We start from the raw sequence: 25,789 nt of genomic DNA, 5'->3' as shown, positions 1-25,789 counted from the left end.
GCCGGTAAAGTGTGACCATGCCCACGACGCCGCCCCGCTGGCTCAACGACGAGGAACGACGGGCCTGGCTGGCCTACGTCGACTTCTCCACACTGCTCGCGGACTACCTCAACCGCCAGCTGCGCCGCGACGCCGGGATGACCCACGCCGACTACAGCCTGCTGGCGTATCTCTCGATGACCCCGGACGGCACCCTCGGCATGTCCGATCTCGCGCAGCGGCTGAAGATCACCCGCAGCCGGCTGACCCACGCCGTGAACCGGCTGCGCGACGTCGGGCTCGTCGACCGCAGGGAGGATCCCGCCGACGGCCGCGGTCAGCTCGCCGTTCTCACCGACGAGGGCAGGGCCATGCTCGAAGAGGTCGCCCCGGGCCATGTGGAGGCCGTCCGCCGGGCCGTGTTCGACGTCCTCACCCCCGAGCAGGTGCGCCGTTTCGCGGAGATAGGCGAAGCCATCAGCGGGGCCCTGCACCGGGCGGAGAGCACCGAGTCCGACCCGGCCGTGCTGCCGTGGCGGCGGCGGTGAGAGGCGGGCGAGGGGGCCGCTGACCGCATTCACGGACAAGGTTGGTCAAGGAATCGAGAAGAACCGCCCCACGGCTCGTAAGTGGAGGTAGGCAGCTGCCCGGCTCCCTACCGAACACGCCAACGATCCAAGGGACGTACCTCGTGAACGCAACCGCCGCCATCGGTGTCACCGGCCTCGGCGTGATGGGCCGCAACCTCGCGCGCAACTTCGCCCGCAACGGCTACACCGTCGCCGTCCACAACCGCAGCGTCGGCCGTACCCGCGCGCTCGTCGAGGAGTTCGGCCACGAGGGCACCTTCGTCCCCGCCGAGTCGGCCGCCGATTTCGTGGCCGCGCTCGAACGCCCCCGCCGCCTGATGATCATGGTGCAGGCGGGTGCTGTCACCGACGCCGTCATCGACGAGTTCGCCCCGCTCCTGGAGCCCGGCGACATGATCATCGACGGCGGCAACGCCCACTTCGCCGACACCCGCCGCCGGGAGGCCGCGCTGCGCGACAAGGGCATCCACTTCGTCGGCACCGGAGTCTCCGGCGGCGAGGAGGGCGCGCTCAACGGGCCGTCCATCATGGTCGGCGGGTCCGGTGAGTCGTACGACGTCCTCGGCCCGATGTTCGAGTCGATCAGCGCCAAGGTCGACGGCGAGTCCTGTGCCGCCCATGTCGGCACCGACGGCGCCGGGCACTTCGTGAAGATGGTGCACAACGGCATCGAGTACGCCGACATGCAGCTCATCGCCGAGGCGTACGACCTGCTGCGCCAGGTCGCCGGCTACACGCCCTCCGAGATCGCCGACGTCTTCCGCACCTGGAACCAGGGCCGGCTTGGCTCCTACCTCATCGAGATCACCGCCGAGGTACTCGCCCACACCGACGCCACCACCGGCCTCGCGTTCGTCGACATCGTCACCGACGCCGCAGGCCAGAAGGGCACCGGCCGCTGGACCGTGCAGACCGCCCTCGACCTGGGCTCCCCGGTCACCGCCATCGCCCAGGCCACCTTCGCCCGCGCCGCCTCCGGCCAGCGCGAGCTGCGCGCCGCCTACGCCGGGCTGCCCGGCGGCACCACGCCCCCGCTCAGCCGCACCGAGGCCGCCCGCTTCACCTCCCAGGTGGAGCACGCCCTGTACGCCTCGAAGGTCATCGCCTACGACCAGGGCTGGAAGATGATCCAGGACGCGGCGGCCGAGTTCGGCTGGAAGATCGACCTGGGCGCGGTCGCGAAGATCTGGCGCGGCGGCTGCATCATCCGCGCCACCTTCCTGGACCGCATCCGCGCCGCGTACGCCGCCGACCCGGAACTGGTCAGCCTGCTCGGCGAGATGGAGTTCGCCATGGAGATCACCGACGCGCAGGTGCCCTGGCGCGAGACCGTCGCCTCGGCCGCCCGCCGCGGCATCCCGGTCCCGGCCTTCTCCGCCGCCCTCGCGCACTACGACACCCTGCGCGCAGGCCGGCTGCCCGCCGCCCTTCTCCAGGGCCAGCGCGACTACTTCGGCGCCCACACCTACGGCCGTACCGACCGCCCGGGTGCCTTCCACACCCACTGGGCCGAGCCGGGCCGCCCCGAGACCTCGGCCTGACAGACGGGAGCGGGGCGCCCTCGGCCCGGGGCGCCCCGCTCCTTCCGCCTTCCCCTATACGGCCGTCGCCGGGTACGTCGGGTACTCCACCCCGGAGACGTGCTGGACGACGCGCACGACCTGGCAGGAGTAGCCGAACTCGTTGTCGTACCAGAGGTAGAGGATCGCGTTGTCGCCGTCGACCTTGGTGGCGCCGGCGTCGATCGTCGAGGCGTGGCGTGAGCCGATGAAGTCCATGGAGACCGCGTCGGGGGCCGTGGTGAAGTCGATCTGGCGCTTCAGCGGCGAGGTCAGCGAGACCTCGCGCAGATGGTCGAGGACCTCCTCGCGGTCGGTCTCACGGCCGAGCCGCAGGCTGAGGATCGCGATCGACACGTCCGGCACCGGCACCCGGATCGAACTGCCGGTGATCGGCGCCTTGAGATCGGGCAGCGCCTTGGCCACGGCGGACGCGGCACCCGTCTCGGTGATCACCATGTTCAGCGGCGCCGAGCGCCCGCGCCGGTCCGCCTTGTGGTAGTTGTCCAGCAGGTTCTGGTCGTTGGTGAACGAGTGGACGGTCTCCACGTGTCCGCGCAGCACGCCGAACTCGTCGGCCATCGCCTTCAGCGGCGGCACGATCGCGTTGGTGGTGCAGGAGGCGCAGGACAGGATCCGCTCGTCCGGCTTGACGGTGTGGTGGTTGACGCCGTGCACGATGTTCGGGATGTCGCCCTTGCCGGGCGCGGTGAGGACCACCTTGTCGATGCCCGGCCGAAGGTGCTGCGACAGGCCTTCGCGGTCGCGCCACTTGCCGGTGTTGTCGATCAGGATCGCGTTGTCGATGCCGTACGCGGTGTAGTCGACCTCGGAGGGGTCGCTCGCGTAGATCACCTTGATCTCGTTGCCGTTGGCGATGATCGTGCCGTTGGTCTCGTCGACCGTGATCGTGCCCTGGAACTGGCCGTGGACGGAGTCCCGGCGCAGCAGTGAGGCGCGCTTGACGATGTCCTCGGCGGCCCGCTCGCCGCCCCCGCGCACGACGACGGCCCGCAGCCTGAGGCCGTTGCCCGAGCCGGACTTCTCGATGAGCAGCCGGGCGACCAGACGGCCGATGCGGCCGAAGCCGTACAGGACGACGTCGCGCGGTTCCCGGCGGTCGATCTTGTTGCCGCCGGTGGCGCCCGCGACGGCCTCGGCGGTGAAGTCCACGACCGACAGTCCGCGGTCGTCGGCCCGGTAGGTCGCGGCGAGCATGCCGAGGTCGATCTGGGACGGCCCGAGGTCGAGCGTGGTGAGCGCATCGAGGAACGGCAGCGTCTCGGTGACCGAGAGCTCCTCGCCCGCGATCTGCCGGGCGAACCGGTGGGTCTTGAGAATGCTGACCACCGACTTGTTCACCAGGGAGCGGCTGTGCAGCAGGACCGTCACGTCCCGCTCGCGGTGCAGCTTCCCGATCATCGGGATCATCGACTCCGCGATCTCCTCGCGGTGGTTCCAGTTGGTGAACGAGTCGTCGTTGAGCGTCACGGGCCTATCTTTCGAGCTAGGTGGCGCTCAGATGCTAACTCGATGAACTTCTGATCATTCAAGCGGGGGTCCGCTCACTTGCGCGGGCCGGTTGCCCGTACGGTCACAGGCTCTTGCCGGGGTTGAGGATGCCGCGGGGGTCGAACGCCTCCTTCAGCCGCCGCTGGAGCGCGTGCGCGGCGGGGCCCAGTTCCTCGGCGACCCACTGCCGCTTCAGCACCCCCACACCGTGCTCTCCGGTGAGCGTGCCGCCGAGCCGCAGGGCGAGGGCGAAGATCTCACCGGCGGCCTCCCAGGCGGCGTCGGGCAGCCGGTCGAGCGACGGGTCGACCACGACGATCGGGTGCAGGTTGCCGTCCGCCGCGTGCGCGATGGTGAACACCGGCACGTCATGACGGGCGGAGATCGCCCGGATCTCCCGCGCCGCCTCCGCCAGCCGGGAGCGCGGCACCGCGATGTCCTCGATCAGGGGCCGCCCCAGCCGCTCCAGGGCGGGCAGCGCGAGCCGCCGGGCCGCCAGCAGCGCCTCCGCCTCGGCCGGGTCCTGCGTCGTCTCCACCGAGGTGGCGGCCCTGGCCACCGCCTCCGCGACCGCCGCCGCCTCCACCGCCGCCCCGGCGCCGTCGCTTTGCACGATCAGCAGCGCCGCGCCCCGCGTCCGCAGCGCCGGGTCCACCGCCGCGAGGACCGGCCCGTCCACGAGCTCGGCGAGCGCGGGCACGACCCCGGCCCGCCCGATCGCCTGCGACGCCTCGGCCGCCGTCTCGAAGTCGGCGAAGTACGCGGCGACGGTGGCCGTCGCCACCGGCACCGGCCGCAGCCGCAGCGTCGCCGACGTGATGACGGCGAGGGTGCCCTCGGACCCGGTGAGCAGCGCCGTCAGGTCGTATCCGGTGACGCCCTTGACCGTACGACGGCCCGTGCGCACCACCGTCCCGTCGGCGAGGACGGCCTCAAGGCCGAGCACGCTGTCCCGGGTCACGCCGTACTTCGCGCACCGCAGACCGCCCGCGTTGGTCGCGATGTTCCCGCCGATCGTCGACCACGCGGCACTGGCCGGGTCGGGCGCGTAGCGCAGCCCGTACCCCGCCGCCGCCCGGTCCAGATCGGCGGTCACCACACCGGGCTCGACGACGGCGAGCTGGTCCTCGGCCGACAGCTCCTGGATCCGGTCCATCCCGGACAGGTCGAGGACCAGCGCGCCCTCGCCCGCCGTCGCGCCGCCGGACAGCCCGGTGCCCGCGCCGCGCGGCACCACCGGCACCCGCAGGGCGTGCGCGTGCCGGAGGGTGACCGTCACGTCCTGGGTGCTCCCGGCGCGCACGACCGCGAGCGGCAGCCCGTCCGGGCGCAGGCCCGAGCGGTCGACGGCGCGGTCGGCGAGGGTGCGCGGGTCCGTGGCGAGCCGGTCGGGCGGCAGATCACGGGCGAGCAGCCCGAGGAGACGGGCCGAGGCGGTGGGGAGTGCGAGGGTCACAGCGACAGCGCCTTCGTTCCGATCGCGAGCAGGGACACGTCCTCCTGGGGCGCGTGCACCGGCGCGCACTGGATGTCGCGCCAGTGCCGCTCCAGCGGATTGCCCCGCGCGAGCCCCGGATTGCCGAGCAGACGTACGGCCAGCTCCACCGCCCGCACCCCGTGCCGGTCCGCCAGCACACGCGCGCCGAGCGCCTGTTCCGGCGCGTACGACGCATCCCGCGCGTCGATCCGCGCGGCCCCGCCGAACACCAGCTGCTCCGCGCCGGCCAGCAGCACCTCGATCTCCCCGGCCGCCCGCCGGAACCGCTCCGTACGGGCCACCGGATGACCGAGGTTGGCGGGCACGCGTGCGTGCGCGAACGCGTGGAACGCCGACTGCGCCGCCCGCGCCACCCCCAGGTACAGCGCGGCCAACGGCAGATGCAGTGCTGCCCCCGCCCGGTTGTCCTGCTCGGCGGCGGGACCGTACGGACCGAGCCCGACGACCTGGTCGTACGGCACCTCGACGGCCCGGAAGGCCACGTCGTGGCTGCCGCTGGCACGCAGGCCCAGCTGGTCCCAGCGGCCGGTGACCTCGATGCCGGGGGAGCCGCCGGGCACCAGGAAGGTGCCGACGCGCGGCTCCGGTTCGTCGGTCGTGGCCCACACCAGGAACCAGTCCAGCCCCTCCGCACCGGTCACGAAACGTTTCGTCCCGCTGATCGCCCAGCCGTCGGCGGTACGCGCGGCCCGGGTCGCGGGCAGCCCGCCCCGCGCGGGGGAGCCCAGTTCGGGCTCCACGCGCGCGTGGTTGAGCAGCACGGGCCGGGCGAAGGACTCCTTCACCACGCGCGCGTACAGCTCCACCGGCCAGTGCGGCTGCGCCGCCTGCCGGGCGTGGGTGGCGAGGGTCATCGCCGCGATCAGCGCGACGGAGGGGTCGAGCCGGCCCAGCCGGTGCAGGATCCGCGCCGACTCCTCGACCCCGGCGCCCTGCCCGCCGTACCGCCCGCCGATCGTCGGGGTGAGCAGTCCCGCCTCGTGCGCGAGACGGAGCGACTCCTCGGGGAAGGTGCCCGATCGGTCGTACCCGGCGGCCAGTTCGGCGATACGGGCGGTCACAGGACCTTCCTCAGGTCGGCGTCGAGGGCGTTCGTCCAGAACGACTTCACGTCCAGCCGGGACTTCAGCGTCCCGAGTTCGGTGAAGGCGTCCGCGACCTCCTGCTGGGAGGCGGTCGCCGCGTCGGTGACCGGCTGGACCCTGGTCGGCCGCTGCTTCTGCTGGGCGACGAGATCCGACTCGGCCTGGGCGACCGGCTGGTGGGTGTTCTGGGCGATCACCTTCGCGAACTCCGTCTCGTGTCCGTCACGGACGTACGCGTACGCCTTCGTGATCCGGGCGATGAGATCCGCCACGGCCTCCTTCCGCGCGTCGCTCTTCAGGACGCTGTCCCTGGCGGACCACAGAAAGTTGCCCGACAGGATGTCCGCACCCGAGCCGACCGTCGTCGCGCCCTGCTGGTGGGCGGTGATGACCGAGGTGCCGTAGGAGGCGAAGGCGTCGATGGAACCGCCGCCCAGGGCGGCCAGCCCGTCGTTGGGAAGGAGCGGCTTGGCGTCGATGTCGGACCACTTCAGGCCCGCGCGCTTCAGCAGCTCGTACAGGAAGTAGTGGGCGGTGGTGTTCTGCACGTAGCCGACCTTCTTGCCCTTCAGGCCGGCGATGCCGGTGACCTTCGAGCCCTTCGGAACGACGACCTCCTGGTTGAGGGTGGCGGCGCGCTGCACTGCGACCACCTTGAAGTTCGGCTTGCCGTCGGCGGCCGCGAACACCGGCGGGATCTCGCTGGAGGAGGCCAGGTCCAGCGCCCCGGCGCGGACCGCTTGGAGCTGCTGGTCACCTCCCTGGAACACGCTCCACTTCACCTTGTAGGGCGTGTCGTCGAGGTGGGCGAACCTCAGCACCGCCTCCTCGACCTTCCAGCCGGTGGCGCCCACCCGCAGGGTGACGTCGGCCGGGGAGTCGGCCTGCGCGTCGCCGCCGCAGGCCGTCGCGAACGGCAGGAGCAGGGCGAGCACGGCGGCGGACGTGCGAAGGGAACGGCGGAACAACACGGGATCTTTATCAGGCTGCGTGGGTGGTGGCGGCGCGGTGGGCGAGTTCCTGCCGGACCAGGGGGAGGACGTGACGGGCGTAGTCGACGGCGTCGTTGAGCGGGTCGTAGCCACGGATCGACAGCAGGTCGCAGCCGATGCCGACGTAGTCGAGGAGCGCCTTGGCCACGGTCTCGGGCGAGCCGACCAGGGCGGTGGAGGCACCGGCCGCGTTGGTGGCGGCCGCGGGCGCGGTCCACAGGCAGCGGTCGTGGACCTCCCCGCGCTCGGCGATGTCGAGCAGCCGCTGCGAACCGACGTTCGCCGGGCGCCCGGTGGTGCGGTAGTGCCGCAGCAGCTCGGTGTTCCTCGCCTGGTCCTTGAGGACGCCCAGCGTGCGGTGCGCCTTCTCCCAGGCCAGCTCGTCGGTGGGCGCGATGATCGGGCGGAACGACACCCAGATACGGGGACGGGTGCGCCCGGCGGCGTCCGCGACCGCGTTGACGGCGGCGATCTGCTCCGCCGTCTCCTTCAGCGGCTCGCCCCACAGCCCGAAGATGTCGCCCTGCTGTCCGCCCACCCGGTAGGCGTCCTGCGAGGACCCGCCGACCGAGATCGGGACCAGCCCGTTCACCGGCTTCACGTCGGAGAAGTAGCCCTCGAAGCGGAAGTACTTGCCCTCGTGCGAGACGGGCCCGTCGGCCTGCCACACCTTTCTCAGGATCTGGATGTACTCGTCGGAGCGCTCGTACCGCTCCGCCTTGGCGAGGTAGTCGCCCTCTCGGCGCTGCTCCTCGTTGCTGCCCCCGGAGATGATGTGCAGGGTCAGCCTGCCGTCGCTGATCCGGTCGAGGGTGGCCAGGGCGCGGGCCGCGTGCGTCGGGAAGATCACCCCCGGGCGGTGGGCGAGGATCGGGCGGACGCGCTCGGTGTGCGTGGCGACGAACTGGGCGACCTGGAAGGCGTCCGGCGAGGCGGAGTGGTAGGCGACCAGGGTGTGGTCGAAGCCGCCGTCGTCCAGGGCACGGGCGTAGCGGCGCAGGTAGTGCGGGTCGAAGCCGGTACGGCTCGCCGCCGCCGGGCCCGAGGCCCCGGAGTCGGTGTGGACGGCGCTGATGAACTCGACGGGCATGATCAACTCCTGGTCACTTGAGAAGGGTGGTGTCCGCCGACTTCGCCACGTCGACGTTCGGATCGAGGACGCCGATGCCGTGCATGAGGTCGGCCACGCCCTGGACGGTGGTGTTCACGTCGCCGGTGATCGGCAGGACCTTGCTGTACGCGGCCGAGGCGAGCGTCTTCGCCACGGAGGCGTCGGCGCCGTTGCGGGTCTCGATGGCCTTGGCGTACGCGTCCTGGTGGGTGCTGGTCCACTCCAGGGCCGTACCGAGCCGCTCGAGGAAGTCGCCCAGCGCGGCCTTCTTCGCGCTGTCGGCGAGCGCCTTGTCCGAGGCGCCGATGAAGCCGTAGCCGCTGACCCGCCCGTCCGCGCCGTCGACGAGCAGCTTGCCGCCCTGCTCCAGGGCCACCGCCTGGTAGACCCCGAAGATCGCCCAGGTCTTGATCTTCCCGGAGGAGAACGCGGCCTGGGCATCGGTCGGCAGCAGGTACTGCACCTTGACGTCGGAGTACTTCAGCCCGGCCTGCTGGAGCGCGTTGGCGAGCAGGTACTCCGAGATGCTGCCCTTCGCCGAGGAGACAACGACCTTCTGGCCCTTGAGGTCCTTGACGCTGTCGATGCCCGAGTCCTTGCGCACGACGATGCCGACATGTGTGCCGTCGTTCTTCAGCGCGGCCACGTTCTTGAACTTCACCCCGCCGCTGAGGGCTTGCAGCGCCGGCAGGTCCGCCGAGTACGCGGTGTCGGCGGCGCCCGCCTGCACGGCCTGGTAGAGCGGGGCCGCGCCCTCGAACTCGGCCCACTTCACCTTGTAGTCGGCGCCCTTGAGGGCATCCGACGCGGCGACGATCGTCTGGAGCGTCTTGGCCTGGTCGCCGATGGTGAGCGTGACCTGGCCCTTGGCGGAGGCGTCGGCGGAGGCGTCGGCGCCGCAGCCGGTCAGCGCCAGCAGGGAGGTGAGGCCGACCGCGGCGGTGACGAGCCTGCTCAGCCTTCGGGTGCTGCGGATCCTTCGGGTTCGGGGGATCACGAGGAGGTTCCTTCCAGGGTGCGGGTGACGCCGAGCCAGCCGAGCAGGCGGGCGCGCAGGGAGACGAAGTCGGGGGTGGTGAGATCGCGGGGGCGCGGCAGGTCGACGGTGAGTTCGTGGGCGATCCGGCCCTCGTCCATCACCAGGACCCGGTCGGCGAGCAGCAGCGCCTCCTCCACGTCATGGGTGACCAGGAGGATCGCGCAGCCGTGCAGCTGCCAGAGCTCGGCCACGAGCTGCTGCACCCGGCCCCGGGTGAGCGCGTCCAGCGCGCCGAACGGCTCGTCCAGCAGCAGCAGTTCGGGCTCGCGGACCAGTGCGCGGGCCAGCGAGACGCGCTGCGCCTGACCGCCGGAGAGCGTCTTGGGCCAGACGTCGGCACGCTCCGCGATCCCGACCTCGTCCAGCGCCTTGCGGGCCAGCGCCCGGTCGGGCCGTCCGGGCAGACCGAGGACGACGTTGCGCCACACCTTCAGCCAGGGCAGCAGCCGGGGCGACTGGAACGCGGCACTGCGCCGCGCCGGCACCGTCACCTCACCGCCGATCTCGTCGTCGAGCCCGGCCAGGATCCGCAGCAGCGTCGACTTGCCGCAGCCGCTGTGCCCGAGCAGGGCCACGAACTCGCCCTCCCGGATGTCGAGATCGAGGTCGTGCAGCACCGTGTTGCCGTCGAAGGCCCGCGAAAGGCCGCGTATTTCCACGCTGTTGGGCATCTCTAGGCCTCGCCCTCGAAGTTGGCCCGCCAGGTCAGCAGCCGGCGGGACAGGACCCGTACGGCGAAGTCGCAGGCCAGCCCGAGCAGTGCGTACACCACCAGGCACAGCACGATGACGTCCGTGCGGAAGTACTGCTGGGCATTGCTCATGAGGTAGCCGAGGCCCGCGTCCGCGTTGATCTGCTCGGCGAAGACCAGGGCCAGCCACGCCGTGGAGAGGGCGTACCGGAGCCCCACGAGGGCGCCGGGCAGCGCGCTCGGCAGGATCACGTACAGCACCAGACCGAGCCTGCCGAGCCCCATCATCCGTGCGGCCTCGACGAGTTGGGCGTCGGTGGAGCGGATGCCGCCGTAGATGTTGAAGTACAGCGGGTAGGTCACGCCGAGCGCGACCAGGGCGATCTTCGGGGTCTCCTCGATGCCGAACCAGACGATGAACAGCGGGATCAGACCCACCCAGGGGATCGCCCGGAACATGCCCATCGAGGAGTCGATGACGTCCTCGCCGAGCCGGAACAGCCCCGCCAGCAGCGAGAGGCTCAGCGCGACGGCCGCGCCGATCAGGAAGCCGGTCGCGGCACGGCGGCCCGACGCGGCGATGGCGCTGGGGAGTTCGCCGCTCTTCGTGAGGTCGACGGCCTGTCTGATCACGTCGACCGGGGAGGCCAGCACGGACTCCGGGAGCAGGCCCGTGGCCGAGGCGAGGAACCACAGCAGGACCAGACCGACCGGTCCGGCGGACCGGCGCAGGGAACGGGGGACGGTGAAGCGGCCGGCGGACTTGGCGGTGCCGCGGATCGTCACCCGCGTGGAGAGCCCGGCAGCGGGAGCGTCGCGCACCAGGGGTGTCGTCGTCATGGCCGGCCTCCCTTCGCCGCGGGGCGGGCGGGATCGGCCGACCACGCCGACCATGAACCGGGGAAGAGCGCCGCGGTGAAACCGGCGATCTCCAGCGCCGCGATCTCGTGGGCTGCGGTGACACCGGAGCCGCAGTAGACGCCGATCCACCCCGCGTCGGCGGCCCCCCGCTCCTCGAACCGTTTGCGCAGCACGGCCGCCGGCAGGAAGGTGCCGTCCGCCGCCAGGTTCTCCCCGGTGGGCGCCGAGACCGCGCCGGGGATGTGTCCGGCCCGTGGGTCGACCGGCTCCACCTCGCCCCGGTAGCGCTCGGCGGCACGGGCGTCCAACAGCAGTCCTGAGGCGGCGAGTTCGGCGGCGCCGTCGGCGTCGGTGACGGGCAGTCCGCCTGCGCGGAGCACCACGTTGCCGGGCACCGGGTCCGCCGGGAGCCCGGACTCCAACGGCTGCCCGGCCGCCAGCCACGCGCTCAACGCCCCGTCCAGCAGTGTCACTTCGGCCAGCCCCGCGTAGCGCAGCAGCCACCAGGCCCGTGCCGCCGCCGTGTTGCCGAGGTCGTCGTACACCACGACGGGCCGGTCGCCGTCGACGCCCCAACGACGGGCCGCCGCCTGGAGATCGGCGAGGTCCGGCAACGGATGCCGGCCTTCCTCGGGGCCGGGCGGTGCGGCCAGCTCGCGGTCCAGATCGACGTACACCGCGCCCGGGATGTGCCCCTCGGCGTAGTGGTCGCGGCCGTGCGGGTCGCCCAGCGCCCAGCGGACGTCCAGCAGCACCGGCGGCCGGCCGGAGTCGAGCAGGGTGCGCAGTTCCGCGACCGTCGTCGTGACGCTCATGCCCCGCCCTCCGCGATCAGCGGCAGCTCCGGCGAGAGCCGCAGCCGCTCCAGGAACAGCACGATCGTCGCGGCGACCGTGCGGTGCGTGGCGTCGTTGAGGACGTCGTGCCGGCCGCCGTGGAGGATCACCGGCCGGACGGCGCTGCCGGTGTAGGCCGCGTCCACGGGGCTCACCCGGTCGTCCGAGCCGTGCAGCGCGAGTACCGGAACCCGTACGAGGTCCAGGCTGTGGGTGACCGGAGCCTCGCCGAGGGCGCCGCGCCGGAAGTCCGGGTCGTTCGTGAGCCGGCCCCGGTGCGTCGGGCAGGCGGTGCGTGCCTCGGCCTCCTCCTCCCAACTCCCCGCGCTCCAGGCGCCGGTGGGCAGACCGGCCAGGATCAGGGCATCGAGGCCCGGCGGCTGCTCGGCGGCTGTCCGGACGGCGTACGACGCGCCCGTGTCGGAGCCGACCAGCACCTTGGGGCCGGGCAGCGACTCGTCCGCGAGCAGCTTCGCGACCTCGTCGAGTACGGCCGGATCGGCGGACGGGTCGCCGAGGGCCCGCACACGGTAGGCGTCGAAGGCGAGCCGGCGGCCGAACCGCTCGTACACACCGCCGTGTTCGCCGCGCCCGGCCAGCACGATCAGCGTGCCGCGCGGGGCGAGACCTTCGGGTTCGTCCCAGGAGAAAACAGGCATGAGGGGGCAACTCCCATGAGGAGGACAGGGGGAGGACAGGGGGAGGACAGGGAGGACAGGGGAAAAGGCAGGCCGGGGCCGCTGTCACGAGTCAGTGATCAGCGAGTCCGAGACGCGAGAGGGGAAGAACAGCCGGAGAGTTCAGCGACAACGCGCGCTGCACGCCACGCCGAAGTCGATGACTCGGCGCTGCGTCAGAAGGGCAGCGGAAGCGGTCGCGGGCAGCATGCGTTCATCATGACCGACCGTGACCGGAGGCGTCCAACGATGATTCCGCATCGAAACCGATCAGCTGTCGCGATCGGAGGGCGCAGCGACTAGCGTCACCGGCATGCCCCAACCCGTGCTCGACATCGTGGCCCTGCGCAGTCTGACCGCGATAGCCGACTGCGGCGGCTTCCACCGTGCCGCCCAGGCCCTCGCCCTGAGCCAGTCCGCGGTCAGCCAGCACGTGCGCAAGCTGGAGAAGACGCTGGGGCGTCCGGTCGTCGAACGGGAGGGCCGCGGCACCCGGTTCACCCCCGCCGGACGGCTCCTGCTGGAGCAGGCCCGCCGGATCCTCGCCGTCCACGACGAGGCCGTACGCACTCTCCTGGACGTCGACGCCGACACCGTCACCATCGGCTCCACCGAGCACGCCGCCGACCAGTTCCTGCCCCGGCTGACCGCCGCCGTGCTGGAGGTCCGCCCGGGCTGCCGGGTCCGCTACCGCATCGACCGCTCCGCCCGGCTGGTGGAGGCCGTGGAGCGGGGCAGCGTGGACGTCGCGGTGTACGTCACCGAGGCCGCCGCCACCGAGGGCACCCCGGTCGGCGGACTCCCGCTCACCTGGCACGCCACCCCCGGCTGGCGGCCCCCGCCCGCCCCCGTGCCGGTGCCGCTGGTCGCCATCGAGGACCCGTGCGCGATCCGCCGCCGTGCCATCGCCACCCTCGCCGCGCACGGCGTGCCCGCCACGGTCGTCGGCGACGCCGGCTATCTCGCGGGCGTCCTCGACATCGCCCGCACCGGCCAGGGCGTGGCCCTGCTCGCCTCCGTGGGCCCGGCCCCCGACGGCCTCACCCCGTGCCCCGACCTGCCCGCCGTCACCCCCATCCCGATGAGCGCGCTGGCCCGCCCGGGCATGGACCCGGCCACGGTCGACGCGGCGTTCGGGACGGTACGCGCGCTGCTGGCCGCCCGTGGCGCGTGACCGGGGGCGAGCGCACGGTGTGGCTCACGGCGTGACTCACGGCCTTGGCGCGTGATCCAGAATGACCGCATGATCTGGCTCTCCGGCGTGGCCGGCGGACTCGTCCTCGCCCTGGTCCTCGGCAGCGTCCTGCGCACCCTCGTCGTCCCGCGCGGCCTGTACTCCGTGGTCGTGTACCGGCTGTGGTGGCTTCTGCGCCTGCTGCTGCACCTGCCGAGCCGGGGCCGCGGCTACGACACCATCGACCGCTGGCAGACCTGGCTCGCCCCGCTGATGCTCGTCGGCATGCTGCTGACCTGGCTCGGCGGCGCCTTCGCCGGCTACGGCATGCTGCTGTACGCGCTGTCCCCGCTCGACTGGACCACCGCCTTCCGGGAGGCGGGCTCCAGCCTCTTCACCCTCGGCTTCGCCAGCGGCGCCCGGCTGCGGCTCTCCGCCCTCGACTTCGCCGCCGCCGTCACCGGCCCGGTGGTCATCGCCCTCCAGATCGCCTACCTGCCCACCCTCTACGCGGCCTACAACCGCCGCGAACTGGAGGTGACCCTGCTGCAGTCCCGGGCGGGAGAGCCCGCCTGGGGCCCCGAGCTGCTGGCCCGGCAGTGGCTGGTCGACACCGAGACCGCGCTGCCCGAGCTGTACCGGTCCTGGGAGCGGCTCGCCGCCGACATGGGGGAGAGCCACGCGACCTACCCCGTGCTGCTGGCGTTCCGCTCCCCGCGCCCGTACCGCAACTGGCTGGTCGGACTCGTCGCCGTGATGGACGCGGCGGCCATGCACCTCTCGCTCGCGCCGCACAGCGCCCCGCCGGCCGCGCGGCTCGTGCTGCGCGCCGGGTTCACCGCGCTGCGGGACATCGCCCGCTCCATCCGCTTCCCCTTCGACTCCGACCCCTCCCCGGACACCCCGGTCCGGCTCACCTACGACGAGTTCGAGGCGGCCGTGTCGATGCTGGAGTCCACCGGCTTCCGCGCCGAACGCACCCCCGAGGAGGCCTGGCCGCACTTCCGGGGCTGGCGGGTGAACTACGAGACCGTCGCCTACGAACTCTGCCGCCGCTGCGACGCGGTCCCCGCCCTCTGGACCGGCCCCCGCGACTTCCCCACGAAGCCGATCCCGCCGCGCCGCCCGGCGGACCGGCAGCCGGGGGAGGCACCCTGAAGAACCCGTGTGATGCATGTGATGCACCCCCCCCCCTTTGCATGACCATGCGTAATGCTGCATACTCTTCCTATGTCCAAGGTCCTCACCTCCCTCCCCGCCGGCGAGCGCGTCGGCATCGCCTTCTCCGGCGGTCTCGACACCTCGGTCGCGGTCGCGTGGATGCGCGACAAGGGCGCCGTCCCGTGCACCTACACCGCCGACATCGGCCAGTACGACGAGCCCGACATCGCGTCGGTGCCCGGCCGGGCGAAGACCTACGGCGCCGAGATCGCGCGCCTCGTCGACTGCCGCGCGGCGCTGGTCGAGGAGGGTCTGGCCGCGCTCACCTGCGGGGCGTTCCACATCCGCTCGGGCGGGCGGGCGTACTTCAACACCACCCCGCTCGGCCGCGCCGTCACCGGCACCCTGCTGGTGCGGGCGATGCTCGAGGACAACGTCCAGATCTGGGGCGACGGCTCGACCTTCAAGGGCAACGACATCGAGCGGTTCTACCGCTACGGCCTGCTCGCCAACCCGCACCTGCGGATCTACAAGCCCTGGCTGGACGCGGACTTCGTGACCGAGCTCGGCGGCCGCAAGGAAATGTCGGAGTGGCTGCTCGCCCACGCCCTGCCCTACCGGGACAGCACCGAGAAGGCCTACTCGACCGACGCCAACATCTGGGGCGCCACGCACGAGGCCAAGACCCTGGAGCACCTGGACACCGGCATCGAGACCGTCGAGCCGATCATGGGCGTACGGTTCTGGGACCCCGAGGTCGAGATCGTCACCGAGGACGTGACGATCGGCTTCGAACAGGGCCGCCCGGTGACGGTCAACGGCAAGGAGTTCGCCTCCCCCGTCGACCTGGTGATGGAGGCCAACGCCATCGGCGGCCGGCACGGCCTGGGCATGTCGGACCAGATCGAGAACCGGATCATCGAGGCCAAGAGCCGCGGCATCTACGAGGCGCCCGGCATGGCGCTGCTGCACGCGGCGTACGAGCGGCTGGTCAACGCGATCCACAACGAGGACACGGTCGCCCAGTACCACAACGAGGGCCGCCGACTGGGCCGCCTGATGTACGAGGGCCGCTGGCTGGACCCGCAGTCGCTGATGATCCGCGAGTCCCTCCAGCGCTGGGTGGGTGCCGCCATCACCGGTGAGGTCACCCTGCGGCTGCGGCGCGGCGAGGACTACTCGATCCTCGACACCACGGGCCCGGCGTTCAGCTACCACCCGGACAAGCTGTCCATGGAGCGCACCGAGGACTCGGCCTTCGGCCCGGTGGACCGGATCGGCCAGCTCACCATGCGCAACCTCGACATCGCCGACTCGCGCGCCAAGCTGGAGCAGTACGTCGGCCTCGGCCTGATCGGCACCGGCAGCCCCGTCATCGGCGCCTCCCAGGCCGCCGCGACCGGGCTGATCGGCACCATGCCGGAGATGCCGGAGGGCGGCGCCGAGGCCATCGCCTCCCGCGGCGAGGTCTCCGAGGAGGACGCGCTGCTGGACCGCGCCGCGATGGAGTCCGGCACGGACTGACGGACTGACGGGCCGGCGTACGGCTTCGTCGGAGGCCCGGCTGAGTCGCCCTGACCGCGGCTCAGCCGCCCAGCATCCGCTCCAGCACCGCCCGCTGCATCGGCAGCACCTCGCCGTGCAGGTCGCGGCCCTTGGGGGTGAGGGTGACCCACACCCCGCGCCGGTCCTCCAGGCAGACGGCCCGCTCCACCAGGCCGTCCTTCTCCAGCCGGCCGATCAGTCGCGACAGCGCGCTCTGGCTGAGGTGCACCCGCCCGACCAGGTTCTGCACCCGGCACTGGTCGCCCGGCCGGGGTGCCTCGGTGACGAGGATGTCCAGCACCTCGAAGTCGCTGGCGCCGAGGCCGTGGGGATGCAGTGCGCGGTCGATCTCGCACATCGTGCGCGCGTGTACCGACAGGATGTCCCGCCAGCGTTCTTCCAAGCCCGCCCCGGCCGTTTTCGCTGCCATACCCGCACCGTAACACCGTTCGCGCCATTCGTTTACCGTGCAACTAGTGCGGGTGCAAGAAGTTTCAGGAGGGGTCCTGGAGCAGCCCCACCAGGTTGCCGTCCGGGTCCTTCACGGAGGCGATGAGCCGGCCGTTGCCGACGTCCTGCACGTCCTGGACCACCTCGGCGCCCGCCGCCACCAGGGCCGCGAGGCGTTCCCGGAGGTCGGAGACATGCCAGAACGGCACCGGCCCGGTCAGGCCCTGGGCGTGGCCGTTCGGGTTGAGGCCGACGTCCTGCCCGGCGGCCTTGTAGCCGACGTAGTAGGGCTCGTCGGCGTACGGCTCGACCTCCAGCAGCGCGCCGAACAGGGCCTTCGCCCGGTCGACGTCCTTGACGGGGTAGATGATCGTCTGCAGCCCGGTGGTGGTCATGATGGTCACTCCTCGCTGGTGCGTGGTCCGACGGGATCGCGTCGGTGGTTTCACGCTAAGGCGAGGCAGGGGTGGGCCGCTTCTCCGATCCTGACCGAACGCGGCCCACCCTCGAGATCACGTCGACTCGCGTTTCACCAGTTCCGTCGGCAGGATCACCGCCGCCGGGTCCTCGCCCCCGATCTGGGCGAGCAGCACCCTGACCATCTCGCTGCTGATCCGGTCCCAGGGCTGGCGGATCGTGGTCAGCGACGGGCTGACCGAGGTCGCCGCGGGGGAGTCGTCGAAGCCGCCGACCGCGATGTCCTCCGGCACCCGCCGGCCCGCCCGCTGCAGCGCGGACAGCACACCCTGTGCCATCAGGTCGGACGCGACGAACACCGCGTCCAGGTCCGGGGCCTGCGCCAGCAGCCGCTCGGCCCCCGCCTCGCCGCTGATCCGGCTGTAGTCGCCGGAGACGACGAGCCGCTCGTCGTAGGCGATCTCCGCCTCGGTGAGCACCTCCCGGTACCCGGCGAGCCGCTCCACACCGCCCGGGGTGTCCAGCGGACCGGTCACCACACCGATCCGGCGCCGGCCCTGCGCCAGCAGATGGCGCACCATGTCCCGGGCGCCGTCCCGGTCGTCGGCGGCCACATAGCTCACCTTGGACCCGATCCCGATCGGCTTGCCGCACGCCACCAGGGGGACGCCCGCCTCGCGCAGCTCGGTGGCGATCGGGTCCCCGGAGTGGCTGGAGACCAGCAGCACCCCGTCGACATGCCCTGCCGTGATGTACCGCGTGATACGCCGCCGCTCGTCCTCGGTGCCGGCCAGCATCAGCAGCAGCGGGACGTCGTGCGCGGCCAGCGCCTGCGTACAACCACGCAGCAGGACATTGAAGTTGGGGTCCTCGAAGAACCTCTCCTGAGGCTCCGTCAGCAGAAAGCCCACGGAGTCCGAACGGCCGGTGATCAGTGAACGGGCGTGCCGGTTGACGACGTAACCCGTCCTGCGGATGGCGGCGTTGACCGCTTCCTGGGCCGAAGGGCTGACGTAGTGACCGCCGTTGAGCACCCGGGAGACGGTGCCGCGGGAGACCCCCGCCTCCCGCGCCACGTCGTGGATCGTCGGCGGTCTGCGCCGGCCCCCCGCACCGTTGTTCATGGTCATGACTTTACGGCTCCGGACAGCAGATCCAGGCTCCAGAACCGCTGAATGACCAGGAACAGCGCCACGAGCGGGAACACCGCAAGGAAGGCTCCGGTGATCACCAGCGAGTACAGCGCCGGAGTGTTGGCCCCCTGTTCGAGGAGGGTGAACAGACCCAGCGTGAGCGGGAACTTCTCGTCGTCGCTGAGCATGATGTACGGCAGCAGGAAGTTGTTCCAGATGGCCACGAACTGGAACAGGAACACCGTCACCATGCCCGGCACCATCATCGGCAGCGCGATCCGGGTGAAGATCCGCCACTCGCTCGCCCCGTCCATTCGGCCTGCCTCCACCACGTCGGAGGGCACGGCCGCCGCCGCGTAGATGCGCGCGAGATAGACACCGTAGGGGGAGAGGATCTGCGGCAGCAGCACGGCCCAGTAGGAGTCCGTGAGGTCCGCCTTCGCCATCAGCAGATACTGCGGGACGGCGAGGATGATCGGCGGCATCAGCACACCGGCGAGCAGCACGTTGAACATCGTCTCGCGGCCACGGAAGCGGTACGTCGCCAGCGCGTACCCGCTGAACGCCGACACGCACGTCGACAGCAGCGCGCCGAGGACGGCGTACAGGGCGGAGTTGCCCATCCACTGCCAGTAGATGCCGTCGCGGTAGGCGTTGAGGTCCTTGACGTTGTCGGTGAGGCCCGTGCCCGGCAGGAAGGTGAACGTGGAGAACAGCTCACTGCCCGACTTGGTGGACGCGATCACCACCCACGCGACCGGCAGCAGACAGTAGACCGCGCCGAGGAGCAGCGCGACCGTCGGGACCAGCGCGACCCGGCTGCGCAGCGGCGGGCGGCCCTGTGCGGCACCGGTGGTACCAGCCGCCGAGGGAGCCTTCTGTACGGCAAGAGAACTCATCGCGCTGCCTCCTGCTTGCTACGGCGGTTCGCGGCCCGCAGGAAGCCGAAGGACAACAGCAGCGTCGCGAGGGCGATCAGCGTGGCCTCGGCCGCCGCCTGGTAGATGTCCCCCTTGCCGAAGGCGTCCTGGTACACCTTCATCAGCGGACTCCAGGTCGTGGGCACGGAGTTGGTGAGGGGCTTGAGGGTGGTCGGCTCGTTGAACACCTGGAGCGTCGCGATGATCGAGAAGAAGAAGGTCAGCACCAGCGAGGGCGCCACCATCGGGATCTTGATCCGCAGCGCGGTCTGCAGCGGGGTGGCGCCGTCCAGCTTCGCCGCCTCGTACACCTCGGCCGGAATGGCCTGCAGCGAGGTGTAGATGACGATCATGTTGAAGCCGGTGCCGCCCCACACCGCGATGTTGGAGAGGGCGAGGTACAGCGGCCCGCCGTCCAGCAGGTCCGGCTGCGGCAGGCCCAGGGCGTCGAGCACGTAGTAGAAGGGGCTGACGCTCGGCAGGTACAGAAAGCCCCACAGCAGCGCCGCCACCACGCCGGGGATGGCGTACGGCAGGAAGATCGCGAGCCGGGTGAACGGGGCGAGCCGCACCTTCTCGGAGTCGAGCATCAGCGCGAACAGCAGCGCCAGGCCCAGCATCACCGGGACGACGATGCAGCCGTAGCCGAGGACGCGCAGCGCGCCGTCGAGCAGCTCGCTGTCGGTGAGGGCGTCGGTGTAGTTCTCGACGCCGGCCCAGACCTCTTTGCGGGCTCCGGCGCCGAGGCCGAGCCCGGAGACCTTCACCTTGTGGAAGCTGATCCAGACCGCGTACCCGATGGGCAGCGCGAAGAAGAGGGCGAAGAGCGCGGTGGCGGGGAGGAGGAAGGCGTACGGGGCCCCCTTGACCCCGTACGACTTCCGGTGTGCGCTGGTCACTCGGAGACCTCGAAGCCCTGCTTCTTGAGGTCGGCGACCGTGTCGTCCTGCATCTTGTCCAGGGCGGCGGAGAAGTCCGACTTGTTCTTCGCGGCGGAGCCGAACGCGTCGTTGAAGGTCGTGTAGGCGACGTTCACGTTCGGGCCCCAGGCGGACGGCGCGGTGGTCTTCGCGATCTCGGCGGCCTTGGTGTAGAAGTCCGCCTGGTTCGAGAAGTAGTCCGGCGGGGTGGTGAAGGCGCCGCTGGTCTGGGCGTTGGTGGCCGCCGGGTAGATGCCGCCCTCCTTGGCCAGCGCCTGAAGGGCCTCGCTGTCCGTGTTCAGCCAGGCGGCGAACTTCGCGGCGGCCTCCTTGTGCTGGGAGTCCGTGGTGACGCCGGTGGAGGAGCCGCCCCAGCTGCCGGTCACGTTCTCACCGGCCGACCACTGGGGGAGCGGGGCCATGGCCCACTTGCCCTTGGTGTCGGGCGCGGCGGTGGTCAGGGTGCCCGGTGCCCACACGGCGGAGACCCAGGCGATCTGCTTGCCGGTGTTGAGCGCCTTGTTCCAGGCCGGGGTGTACATCGGCTGGTTGTCGATGGCGCCCTCCTTGACGAGGCCGCCCCAGAAGTCGGCGACCTTCTTGGTGGCCGCGTCGTTGATCCCGACCTGCCACTTGTCGCCGGAGGTGGTCCACCACTTGGCGCCGGCCTGCTGGGCGAGGCCCGCGAAGAGCCCGGAGTCGTTGGCGGAGAACGTGGTCAGGTCCGTGCCGGGGGACTTCTTCTTCAGCGCGCGGGCGGTCTCCGCGAACTGCTCCCAGGTGGTGGGGACCGTCAGGCCGTACTTCTTGAAGAGGTCCGCGCGGTAGTAGAACATCATCGGTCCGATGTCCTGCGGCACCGCGTACACCGCGTCCGTGCCCAGCGTCGTCTGCTGCCAGACACCGTCGGCGAACTTGCCCTTCGCGTCACCGACGTTCTTCGCTATGTCCGCCAGCGCGTCATTGCTGACCAGCGTCGGCAGGGCCTGGTACTCGGCCTGGACCAGGTCGGGGGCCTTGCCCGCCTTGTGCGCGGTGAGGATCTTGGTGACCAGCGTGTCGCCGGACGCCTGCTTCTTCACCGTGACGCTGATCTGGTCCTTCTTGCCCTGGCCCTTGTTCCAGAGGTCGACGACCTTGTCCATGCCGGGCGTCCAGGTCCAGTACGTCAGCGAGACCGGACCGGACTCGGCACCGCTGTCGTCGTCGGAGGAGCCGCAGGCGGCGAGGGCGGTGGCGCCGAGGGCTACGGCGACCACGGATGTCACGAGGCGACGGCGCTTCGTGTTGGGCATGGATCTCTCCCCTGACCTGGGTTCTGGTGTCTGTGAGCGTTCACAGTAGAGAAACATCCCGGACACTTGTCAATGGTTGTTGCTGTGCGGTTATGTTGGCCTCGCACCGCCGCCACGGTGTGTGCACGTTCCCAAATGATCGATTAAGCGGGAGAAAATCCATGCCGGAGACCACCCCCAGGGGCCTCACCAGGCTCGCCTTCGGTGGGGACTACAACCCCGAGCAGTGGCCGGAAAGCGTCTGGCAGGACGACGTCCGGCTGATGCGGGAGGCCGGCGTCACGATGGTGAGCGTCGGGATCTTCTCCTGGGCCCTCCTGGAGCCCTCACCCGGGGAGTACGACTTCGGCTGGCTGGACCGGATCGTCGGCCTGCTCCACGAGAACGGCATCCGCGTCGACCTGGGCACCCCCACCGTGGTCCCGCCGGTCTGGTTCTACCGAGCCCACCCCGAGGCCCTGCCCGTCACCCCCGAGGGCGTACGCCTGGAGTTCGGCTCCCGCGGGGCCGTCTGCCACAGCAACGCGGACTACCGGGCGGCGGCCGCGAACATCACCACCAGGCTCGCCGAGCGCTACGGCGACCACCCCGCGCTCGCGATGTGGCACGTGCACAACGAGTACGGCGTCCCCGTCTCCGCCTGCTACTGCGACTCCTGCGCCGCCCACTTCCGCCGCTGGCTGGAGACGACGTACGGCACGGTCGACGCGGTCAACGCGGCCTGGGGCACCGCCTTCTGGGGCCAGCGCTACCCGGGCTTCGCGGACATCAACCCGCCGCGCGCCACCCCGACCGTCGGCAACCCCGGCCAGGCCCTGGACTACAAGCGGTTCGCCGACGCCACCATGCGCGAGAACTTCGTCGCGGAGCGGGACATCCTGCACCGCCTCGCGCCCGGCGTCCCGGTCACCACCAACTTCATGACGGCCCTCAGCCAGTGCGACTCCGTCGACTACTGGGCCTGGGGCCGCGAGGTCGACATCGTCACCAACGACCACTATCTGATCACCGACGGCCGCCGCACCCACGTCAACCTCGCGATGGCCGCCGACCTCACCCGCTCCGTCGCCGGCGGCGCCCCCTGGATCCTCCTCGAACACTCCACCTCGGGCGTCAACTGGCAGCCGCGCAACCCCGCCAAGGCCCCCGGCCAGATGGCCCGCAACTCCCTCGGCCATGTGGCCCGGGGCTCCGAGGGCGCCATGTTCTTCCAGTGGCGGCAGTCCCGGCGCGGCGCCGAGAAGTTCCACTCGGCGATGGTCCCGCACGGCGGCACCGACACGCGCGTGTGGCGCGAGGTCGTCGAACTCGGCGCGTCCCTCGACTCCCTCGCCGCCCTCCGGGGCACCCGCACCGAGGCGGACGTGGCGGTGCTCTGGGACTGGCACTCCTGGTGGGCGCAGAACCTGGCCTGGCGCCCCACCGAGGACGCCGACCCGCGCGAGCGCGCCGACGCGTTCTACGAGGCGCTCTACGACCGCCACCTCACCGTCGACTTCGCCCACCCGGAGTCCGACCTGTCGACATACCCGCTGGTCGTGGTCCCCGCGCTGTACCTGATGACGGAGGCGGCCGGGAACAACCTCAGGGAGTACGTCGAGAACGGCGGCACCCTCGTCGTGTCGTTCTTCTCCGGCATCGTCGACGAGCACGACGCCGTCCACGAGGGCGCCTACCCGGGCGCGCTGCGGGACGTCCTGGGCCTGACCGTCGAGGAGTTCGCCCCCCTGCTGCCGGGCGAGAGCGTGCGCCTGACCGGCCCCGACGGCTCCGAACCGGCCGGCGACGTGTGGACCGAGTTCCTGGTCCCGCGCGGCGCCGACACCGTCTGGACGTACGCCGACGGCCTCACCGCGGGCCGGCCCGCCGTCACCCGCCACCGCCTCGGCCGGGGCACCGCCTGGTACGTCTCCACCCGCCTCGGCCACGAGGGCCTGGACGCCCTGCTGGGCCGGGCCGCCGAGGACGCGGCGATCACCCCGCGCGCCGACCTGCCCCGAGACCTGGAGGTCGTACGCCGCTCGGGCGAGTCGGGCCGCTACCTCTTCGCGATCAACCACACCGCCACCGACGCCAAGGTGCCGCTGGACGCGTCCGGCACCGAGCTGCTGACGGGCGAGCGCGCCGTCGGCCGCCTCGCGGTCCCGGCGGGAGCCGTCCGGGTCGTCCGGCTCGACGGCTGACCAGACTCCCCTCCGCCCGTGGAGCCGCGAGCCGCGGGCGGAGGGGGACTCCCGTGGGCATCTCGCCCTGGGCGTCTCGCCCGGGCAGGTCGCTCCGCGGGAACCCCACCCCCATCACGTCGAAGGGACGACGGACGACGATGTTCCATCCCAGACGCACGCTCAGAGCCCTGCTCCTGCCGCTCCTCGCCGGGCTCGCCCTCACCGCGCTGCCCGCGCAGACCGCCCAGGCGGCGAGCACCCTCACCAACGGCGGTTTCGAGTCCGACGGCGCCGGCGCGGCCACCCCGGCCGGCTGGTCCGAGTACGGCGCCACCGCAGCCTCGTACACCGAGTCCGGTGGCCACGGCGGCAGTTACCGCCTGTCCCACTACTCGTCCGCCGCCTACAAGGTGGAGACCTACCAGTACCTGTCCGGGCTGACCAACGGTACCTACACCCTCACCGCGTGGGTGCGCTCCGGCGGCGGCCAGAACTCCGCCTACCTGGCCCTGAAGAACTGCGGAAGCAGCGAGCAGCGCACCGATCTGCCGGTGTCCAGCAGCAGTTGGGTCCGGATCGTCACGTCGATCAATGTGACGAACAACCAGTGCACGATCAGTGTCAACAGTGACGCGAACGCGGGCAACTGGATCAATGTCGACGACCTGACCTTCACCTCCGGATCAACAGGTCTCGCCATCAAGGGCGCCGACATATCGTCACTCGCCAAGAGCGAGGCCTTCGGCGGCGTCTACAGGACCAGCTCCGGCACCACCGGCGACGCCGTCACGATCCTGAAGAACGCCGGCATGAACTACGCGCGCCTGAAGGTCTGGGTCAACCCCGCCGACGGCTACAACAACAAGGCACGCGTCCTCGCCATGGCCAAGCGGATCAAGGCCGCCGGCATGAAGCTGCAGGTCGACTTCCACTACTCGGACACCTGGGCCGACCCCGGCAAGCAGACCAAGCCCGCCGCCTGGGCGGGCTACAGCTACAGCCAGCTGAGGACCGACGTCTACAACCACACGTACGACGTGCTCAACGCACTGAAGGCGCAGGGCACCACCGCCGACATGGTCCAGGTCGGCAACGAGATCAACGGCGGCATGCTGTGGTCCGAGGGCTCCACGGACAACTGGTCGCAGCTCGCCGGTCTGCTCAACTCCGGCTACAGCGCGGTGAAGGCGGTCTCCTCCGGCACCCAGGTCGCCCTGCACCTCGCCAACGCCGGCGACGACGGCACGGTCCGCTGGTGGTTCGACAACGCGAAGACCTACGGCATCAACTACGACGTGATCGGCCTGTCGTACTACGGCTACTGGCACGGCTCCCTGGCCGCCGCCCAGAACACCCTCGACGACACGGCCTCCCGCTACGGCAAGCCGGTCTTCATCGCCGAGACGGCCTACCCCTTCCGTCTCGACAGCGACGACTCGCTCACCAACCAGATCGACACCACCGGTGAACTGGTCTCCGGCTACCCGGCGTCCGCGGCCGGCCAGCTCGCCTGGATGAACGCCGTCGCGAACATCGTGGAGGCCGTCCCGAACGGCCGCGGTCTCGGCGTCTTCTACTGGGAGGCGACCTGGACCGCAGTGAACGGCAACGGCTGGGACCCGGACGACGCCACCTCCGGCAACGGCTGGGAGAACCAGGCCCTGTTCGGCTACGACGACAGGGCCCTGTCCTCGACGGCGTGGTTCAGCCACCGCTGATCCGTCAACCCGCATGGATCGAACACCTTTGTCAGACAGGGGTGTTCGATCCAAGCCGAGGCTCTCCGACTTCGGGACACGGCGGTACCTCCTGCGGAAGAGTGGGAAGACGCGGTAAGAGGAGGCCCGGACGGAGGGGGACGACGATGCTGAGGACTCCCGTTGGTGCGAGGCGCCTGGACATCCTGGAGTGGCTGAAGGACCCGGCCCGCCACTTCCCGCCGCAGTGGCACGGCGACCTCGTCGAGGACGGCGTCACCGCGTCCGCGATCGCGGCGAAGATGGGCGTACGCCGTCGGGTGGCCGACACCCACCTCGGTCTGCTCACCTCCCTCGGTGTGCTGCGCGCCCGGCGCATCCGGTGGCACGTCTACTACCAGCGGGACGAGATGCGCATCGCCGAGGTGGCGCGGATGTTCGAAAAGGGCTGGTGAAGGGCGGTGTGAAGCGGCGGCAGAGGG

Annotated in this window: 24 protein-coding genes; 8 read left to right on the top strand and 16 right to left on the bottom strand. The window is 71.2% G+C overall.

Translation table 11 applies throughout. The features are described from left to right. Positions 1-17: 17 nt before the first annotated feature. Entirely contained in the window at positions 18-527 is a 510-nt protein-coding gene (locus tag ACFPIH_RS33740; protein WP_381166873.1) for a MarR family winged helix-turn-helix transcriptional regulator, read from the top strand. A 143-nt stretch (positions 528-670) separates the two neighbouring features. Next, positions 671-2,110, top strand: a complete 1,440-nt coding sequence (gndA, locus tag ACFPIH_RS33735; protein ID WP_381166871.1) for an NADP-dependent phosphogluconate dehydrogenase — start codon at positions 671-673, stop codon at positions 2,108-2,110. Positions 2,111-2,164: 54 nt separating this feature from the next. Here the strand turns inward: gndA and ACFPIH_RS33730 are convergent, their stop codons facing one another. From ACFPIH_RS33730 to ACFPIH_RS33685, 10 genes are all read right to left on the bottom strand, one after another. Continuing rightward, positions 2,165-3,619 (bottom strand): glyceraldehyde-3-phosphate dehydrogenase, encoded by a 1,455-nt coding sequence (locus ACFPIH_RS33730; RefSeq protein WP_381166869.1) that lies wholly within the window; start codon positions 3,617-3,619, stop codon positions 2,165-2,167. A 103-nt stretch (positions 3,620-3,722) separates the two neighbouring features. Beyond that, entirely contained in the window at positions 3,723-5,096 is a 1,374-nt protein-coding gene (locus tag ACFPIH_RS33725; RefSeq protein WP_381166867.1) for an FAD-binding oxidoreductase, read from the bottom strand. Further along, complete coding sequence (locus tag ACFPIH_RS33720) at positions 5,093-6,199, bottom strand: acyl-CoA dehydrogenase family protein (protein WP_381166865.1); 1,107 nt, start codon at positions 6,197-6,199, stop codon at positions 5,093-5,095. The genes ACFPIH_RS33725 and ACFPIH_RS33720 overlap by 4 nt, the downstream gene beginning before the upstream one ends. After that, on the bottom strand, positions 6,196-7,194 hold the full coding sequence (locus tag ACFPIH_RS33715; protein WP_381166863.1) for an ABC transporter substrate-binding protein: 999 nt from the start codon (positions 7,192-7,194) through the stop codon (positions 6,196-6,198). Before ACFPIH_RS33715 ends, ACFPIH_RS33720 begins: the two co-directional genes overlap by 4 nt. A 10-nt stretch (positions 7,195-7,204) precedes the next feature. Then, complete coding sequence (locus ACFPIH_RS33710) at positions 7,205-8,305, bottom strand: LLM class flavin-dependent oxidoreductase (RefSeq protein WP_381166861.1); 1,101 nt, start codon at positions 8,303-8,305, stop codon at positions 7,205-7,207. 13 nt (positions 8,306-8,318) lie between these two features. Continuing rightward, positions 8,319-9,320: an ABC transporter substrate-binding protein gene (locus ACFPIH_RS33705; RefSeq protein ID WP_381167518.1), complete on the bottom strand. Its 1,002-nt coding sequence runs from the start codon at positions 9,318-9,320 to the stop codon at positions 8,319-8,321. Then, a complete protein-coding gene (locus ACFPIH_RS33700; protein ID WP_381166859.1) occupies positions 9,320-10,036 on the bottom strand; it encodes an ABC transporter ATP-binding protein in 717 nt (238 codons plus the stop codon). The genes ACFPIH_RS33705 and ACFPIH_RS33700 overlap by 1 nt, the downstream gene beginning before the upstream one ends. 2 nt (positions 10,037-10,038) lie before the next feature. Then, positions 10,039-10,896, bottom strand: coding sequence for an ABC transporter permease (locus ACFPIH_RS33695; RefSeq protein WP_381166857.1), 858 nt, complete (start codon positions 10,894-10,896; stop codon positions 10,039-10,041). Beyond that, positions 10,893-11,732 carry a sulfurtransferase gene (locus tag ACFPIH_RS33690; RefSeq protein WP_381166855.1) on the bottom strand — a complete coding sequence of 280 codons (840 nt, stop codon included), beginning with the start codon at positions 11,730-11,732 and terminating at the stop codon, positions 10,893-10,895. The genes ACFPIH_RS33695 and ACFPIH_RS33690 overlap by 4 nt, the downstream gene beginning before the upstream one ends. Beyond that, positions 11,729-12,412 (bottom strand): alpha/beta hydrolase, encoded by a 684-nt coding sequence (locus tag ACFPIH_RS33685; protein WP_381166853.1) that lies wholly within the window; start codon positions 12,410-12,412, stop codon positions 11,729-11,731. The genes ACFPIH_RS33690 and ACFPIH_RS33685 overlap by 4 nt, the downstream gene beginning before the upstream one ends. A 331-nt stretch (positions 12,413-12,743) precedes the next feature. On the opposite strand from ACFPIH_RS33685, the gene ACFPIH_RS33680 reads away from it, so the two are divergent. The 3 genes from ACFPIH_RS33680 (at position 12,744) to argG (ending at position 16,289) form a co-directional block, all read left to right on the top strand. Then, a complete protein-coding gene (locus tag ACFPIH_RS33680) occupies positions 12,744-13,604 on the top strand; it encodes a LysR family transcriptional regulator (RefSeq protein ID WP_381166851.1) in 861 nt (286 codons plus the stop codon). Positions 13,605-13,673: 69 nt separating this feature from the next. Then, on the top strand, positions 13,674-14,762 hold the full coding sequence (locus tag ACFPIH_RS33675) for a hypothetical protein (protein ID WP_381166849.1): 1,089 nt from the start codon (positions 13,674-13,676) through the stop codon (positions 14,760-14,762). Between the two features lie 72 nt (positions 14,763-14,834). Further along, the gene (gene argG / locus ACFPIH_RS33670) at positions 14,835-16,289 is read left to right on the top strand and encodes an argininosuccinate synthase (protein ID WP_381166847.1); all 1,455 of its coding nucleotides are present in this window, start codon (positions 14,835-14,837) and stop codon (positions 16,287-16,289) included. Positions 16,290-16,350: 61 nt separating this feature from the next. Here argG and ACFPIH_RS33665 read toward each other — a convergent pair whose 3' ends face one another. The 6 genes from ACFPIH_RS33665 to ACFPIH_RS33640 all read right to left on the bottom strand — a co-directional run bounded on the left by ACFPIH_RS33665 (position 16,351) and on the right by ACFPIH_RS33640 (position 21,445). Further along, positions 16,351-16,740, bottom strand: coding sequence for a MarR family winged helix-turn-helix transcriptional regulator (locus ACFPIH_RS33665; RefSeq protein ID WP_381166845.1), 390 nt, complete (start codon positions 16,738-16,740; stop codon positions 16,351-16,353). A 64-nt stretch (positions 16,741-16,804) separates the two neighbouring features. Further along, on the bottom strand, positions 16,805-17,155 hold the full coding sequence (locus ACFPIH_RS33660) for a VOC family protein (RefSeq protein WP_381166843.1): 351 nt from the start codon (positions 17,153-17,155) through the stop codon (positions 16,805-16,807). A 117-nt stretch (positions 17,156-17,272) separates the two neighbouring features. Beyond that, positions 17,273-18,307 carry a LacI family DNA-binding transcriptional regulator gene (locus ACFPIH_RS33655; protein WP_381166841.1) on the bottom strand — a complete coding sequence of 345 codons (1,035 nt, stop codon included), beginning with the start codon at positions 18,305-18,307 and terminating at the stop codon, positions 17,273-17,275. Continuing rightward, complete coding sequence (locus tag ACFPIH_RS33650; RefSeq protein ID WP_381166839.1) at positions 18,304-19,209, bottom strand: carbohydrate ABC transporter permease; 906 nt, start codon at positions 19,207-19,209, stop codon at positions 18,304-18,306. Before ACFPIH_RS33650 ends, ACFPIH_RS33655 begins: the two co-directional genes overlap by 4 nt. After that, a complete protein-coding gene (locus ACFPIH_RS33645) occupies positions 19,206-20,129 on the bottom strand; it encodes a carbohydrate ABC transporter permease (protein WP_381166837.1) in 924 nt (307 codons plus the stop codon). The genes ACFPIH_RS33650 and ACFPIH_RS33645 overlap by 4 nt, the downstream gene beginning before the upstream one ends. After that, on the bottom strand, positions 20,126-21,445 hold the full coding sequence (locus ACFPIH_RS33640) for an ABC transporter substrate-binding protein (RefSeq protein WP_381166835.1): 1,320 nt from the start codon (positions 21,443-21,445) through the stop codon (positions 20,126-20,128). The genes ACFPIH_RS33645 and ACFPIH_RS33640 overlap by 4 nt, the downstream gene beginning before the upstream one ends. A gap of 161 nt (positions 21,446-21,606) precedes the next feature. Between ACFPIH_RS33640 and ACFPIH_RS33635 the strand changes: the two genes are divergently transcribed. The 3 genes from ACFPIH_RS33635 to ACFPIH_RS33625 all read left to right on the top strand — a co-directional run bounded on the left by ACFPIH_RS33635 (position 21,607) and on the right by ACFPIH_RS33625 (position 25,762). Next, a complete protein-coding gene (locus ACFPIH_RS33635) occupies positions 21,607-23,628 on the top strand; it encodes a beta-galactosidase (protein ID WP_381166834.1) in 2,022 nt (673 codons plus the stop codon). Between the two features lie 140 nt (positions 23,629-23,768). After that, entirely contained in the window at positions 23,769-25,328 is a 1,560-nt protein-coding gene (locus ACFPIH_RS33630) for a glycosyl hydrolase 53 family protein (protein ID WP_381166832.1), read from the top strand. A gap of 146 nt (positions 25,329-25,474) precedes the next feature. After that, entirely contained in the window at positions 25,475-25,762 is a 288-nt protein-coding gene (locus ACFPIH_RS33625) for a helix-turn-helix domain-containing protein (RefSeq protein WP_381166830.1), read from the top strand. Positions 25,763-25,789 lie beyond the last annotated feature (27 nt).

Source organism: Streptomyces vulcanius, assembly GCF_042653945.1.
Classification (GTDB): domain Bacteria; phylum Actinomycetota; class Actinomycetes; order Streptomycetales; family Streptomycetaceae; genus Streptomyces; species Streptomyces mangrovi.
The sequence above is the reverse complement of the archived record's forward strand: the minus strand, read 5'-3'. Positions and strand labels throughout refer to the sequence as shown.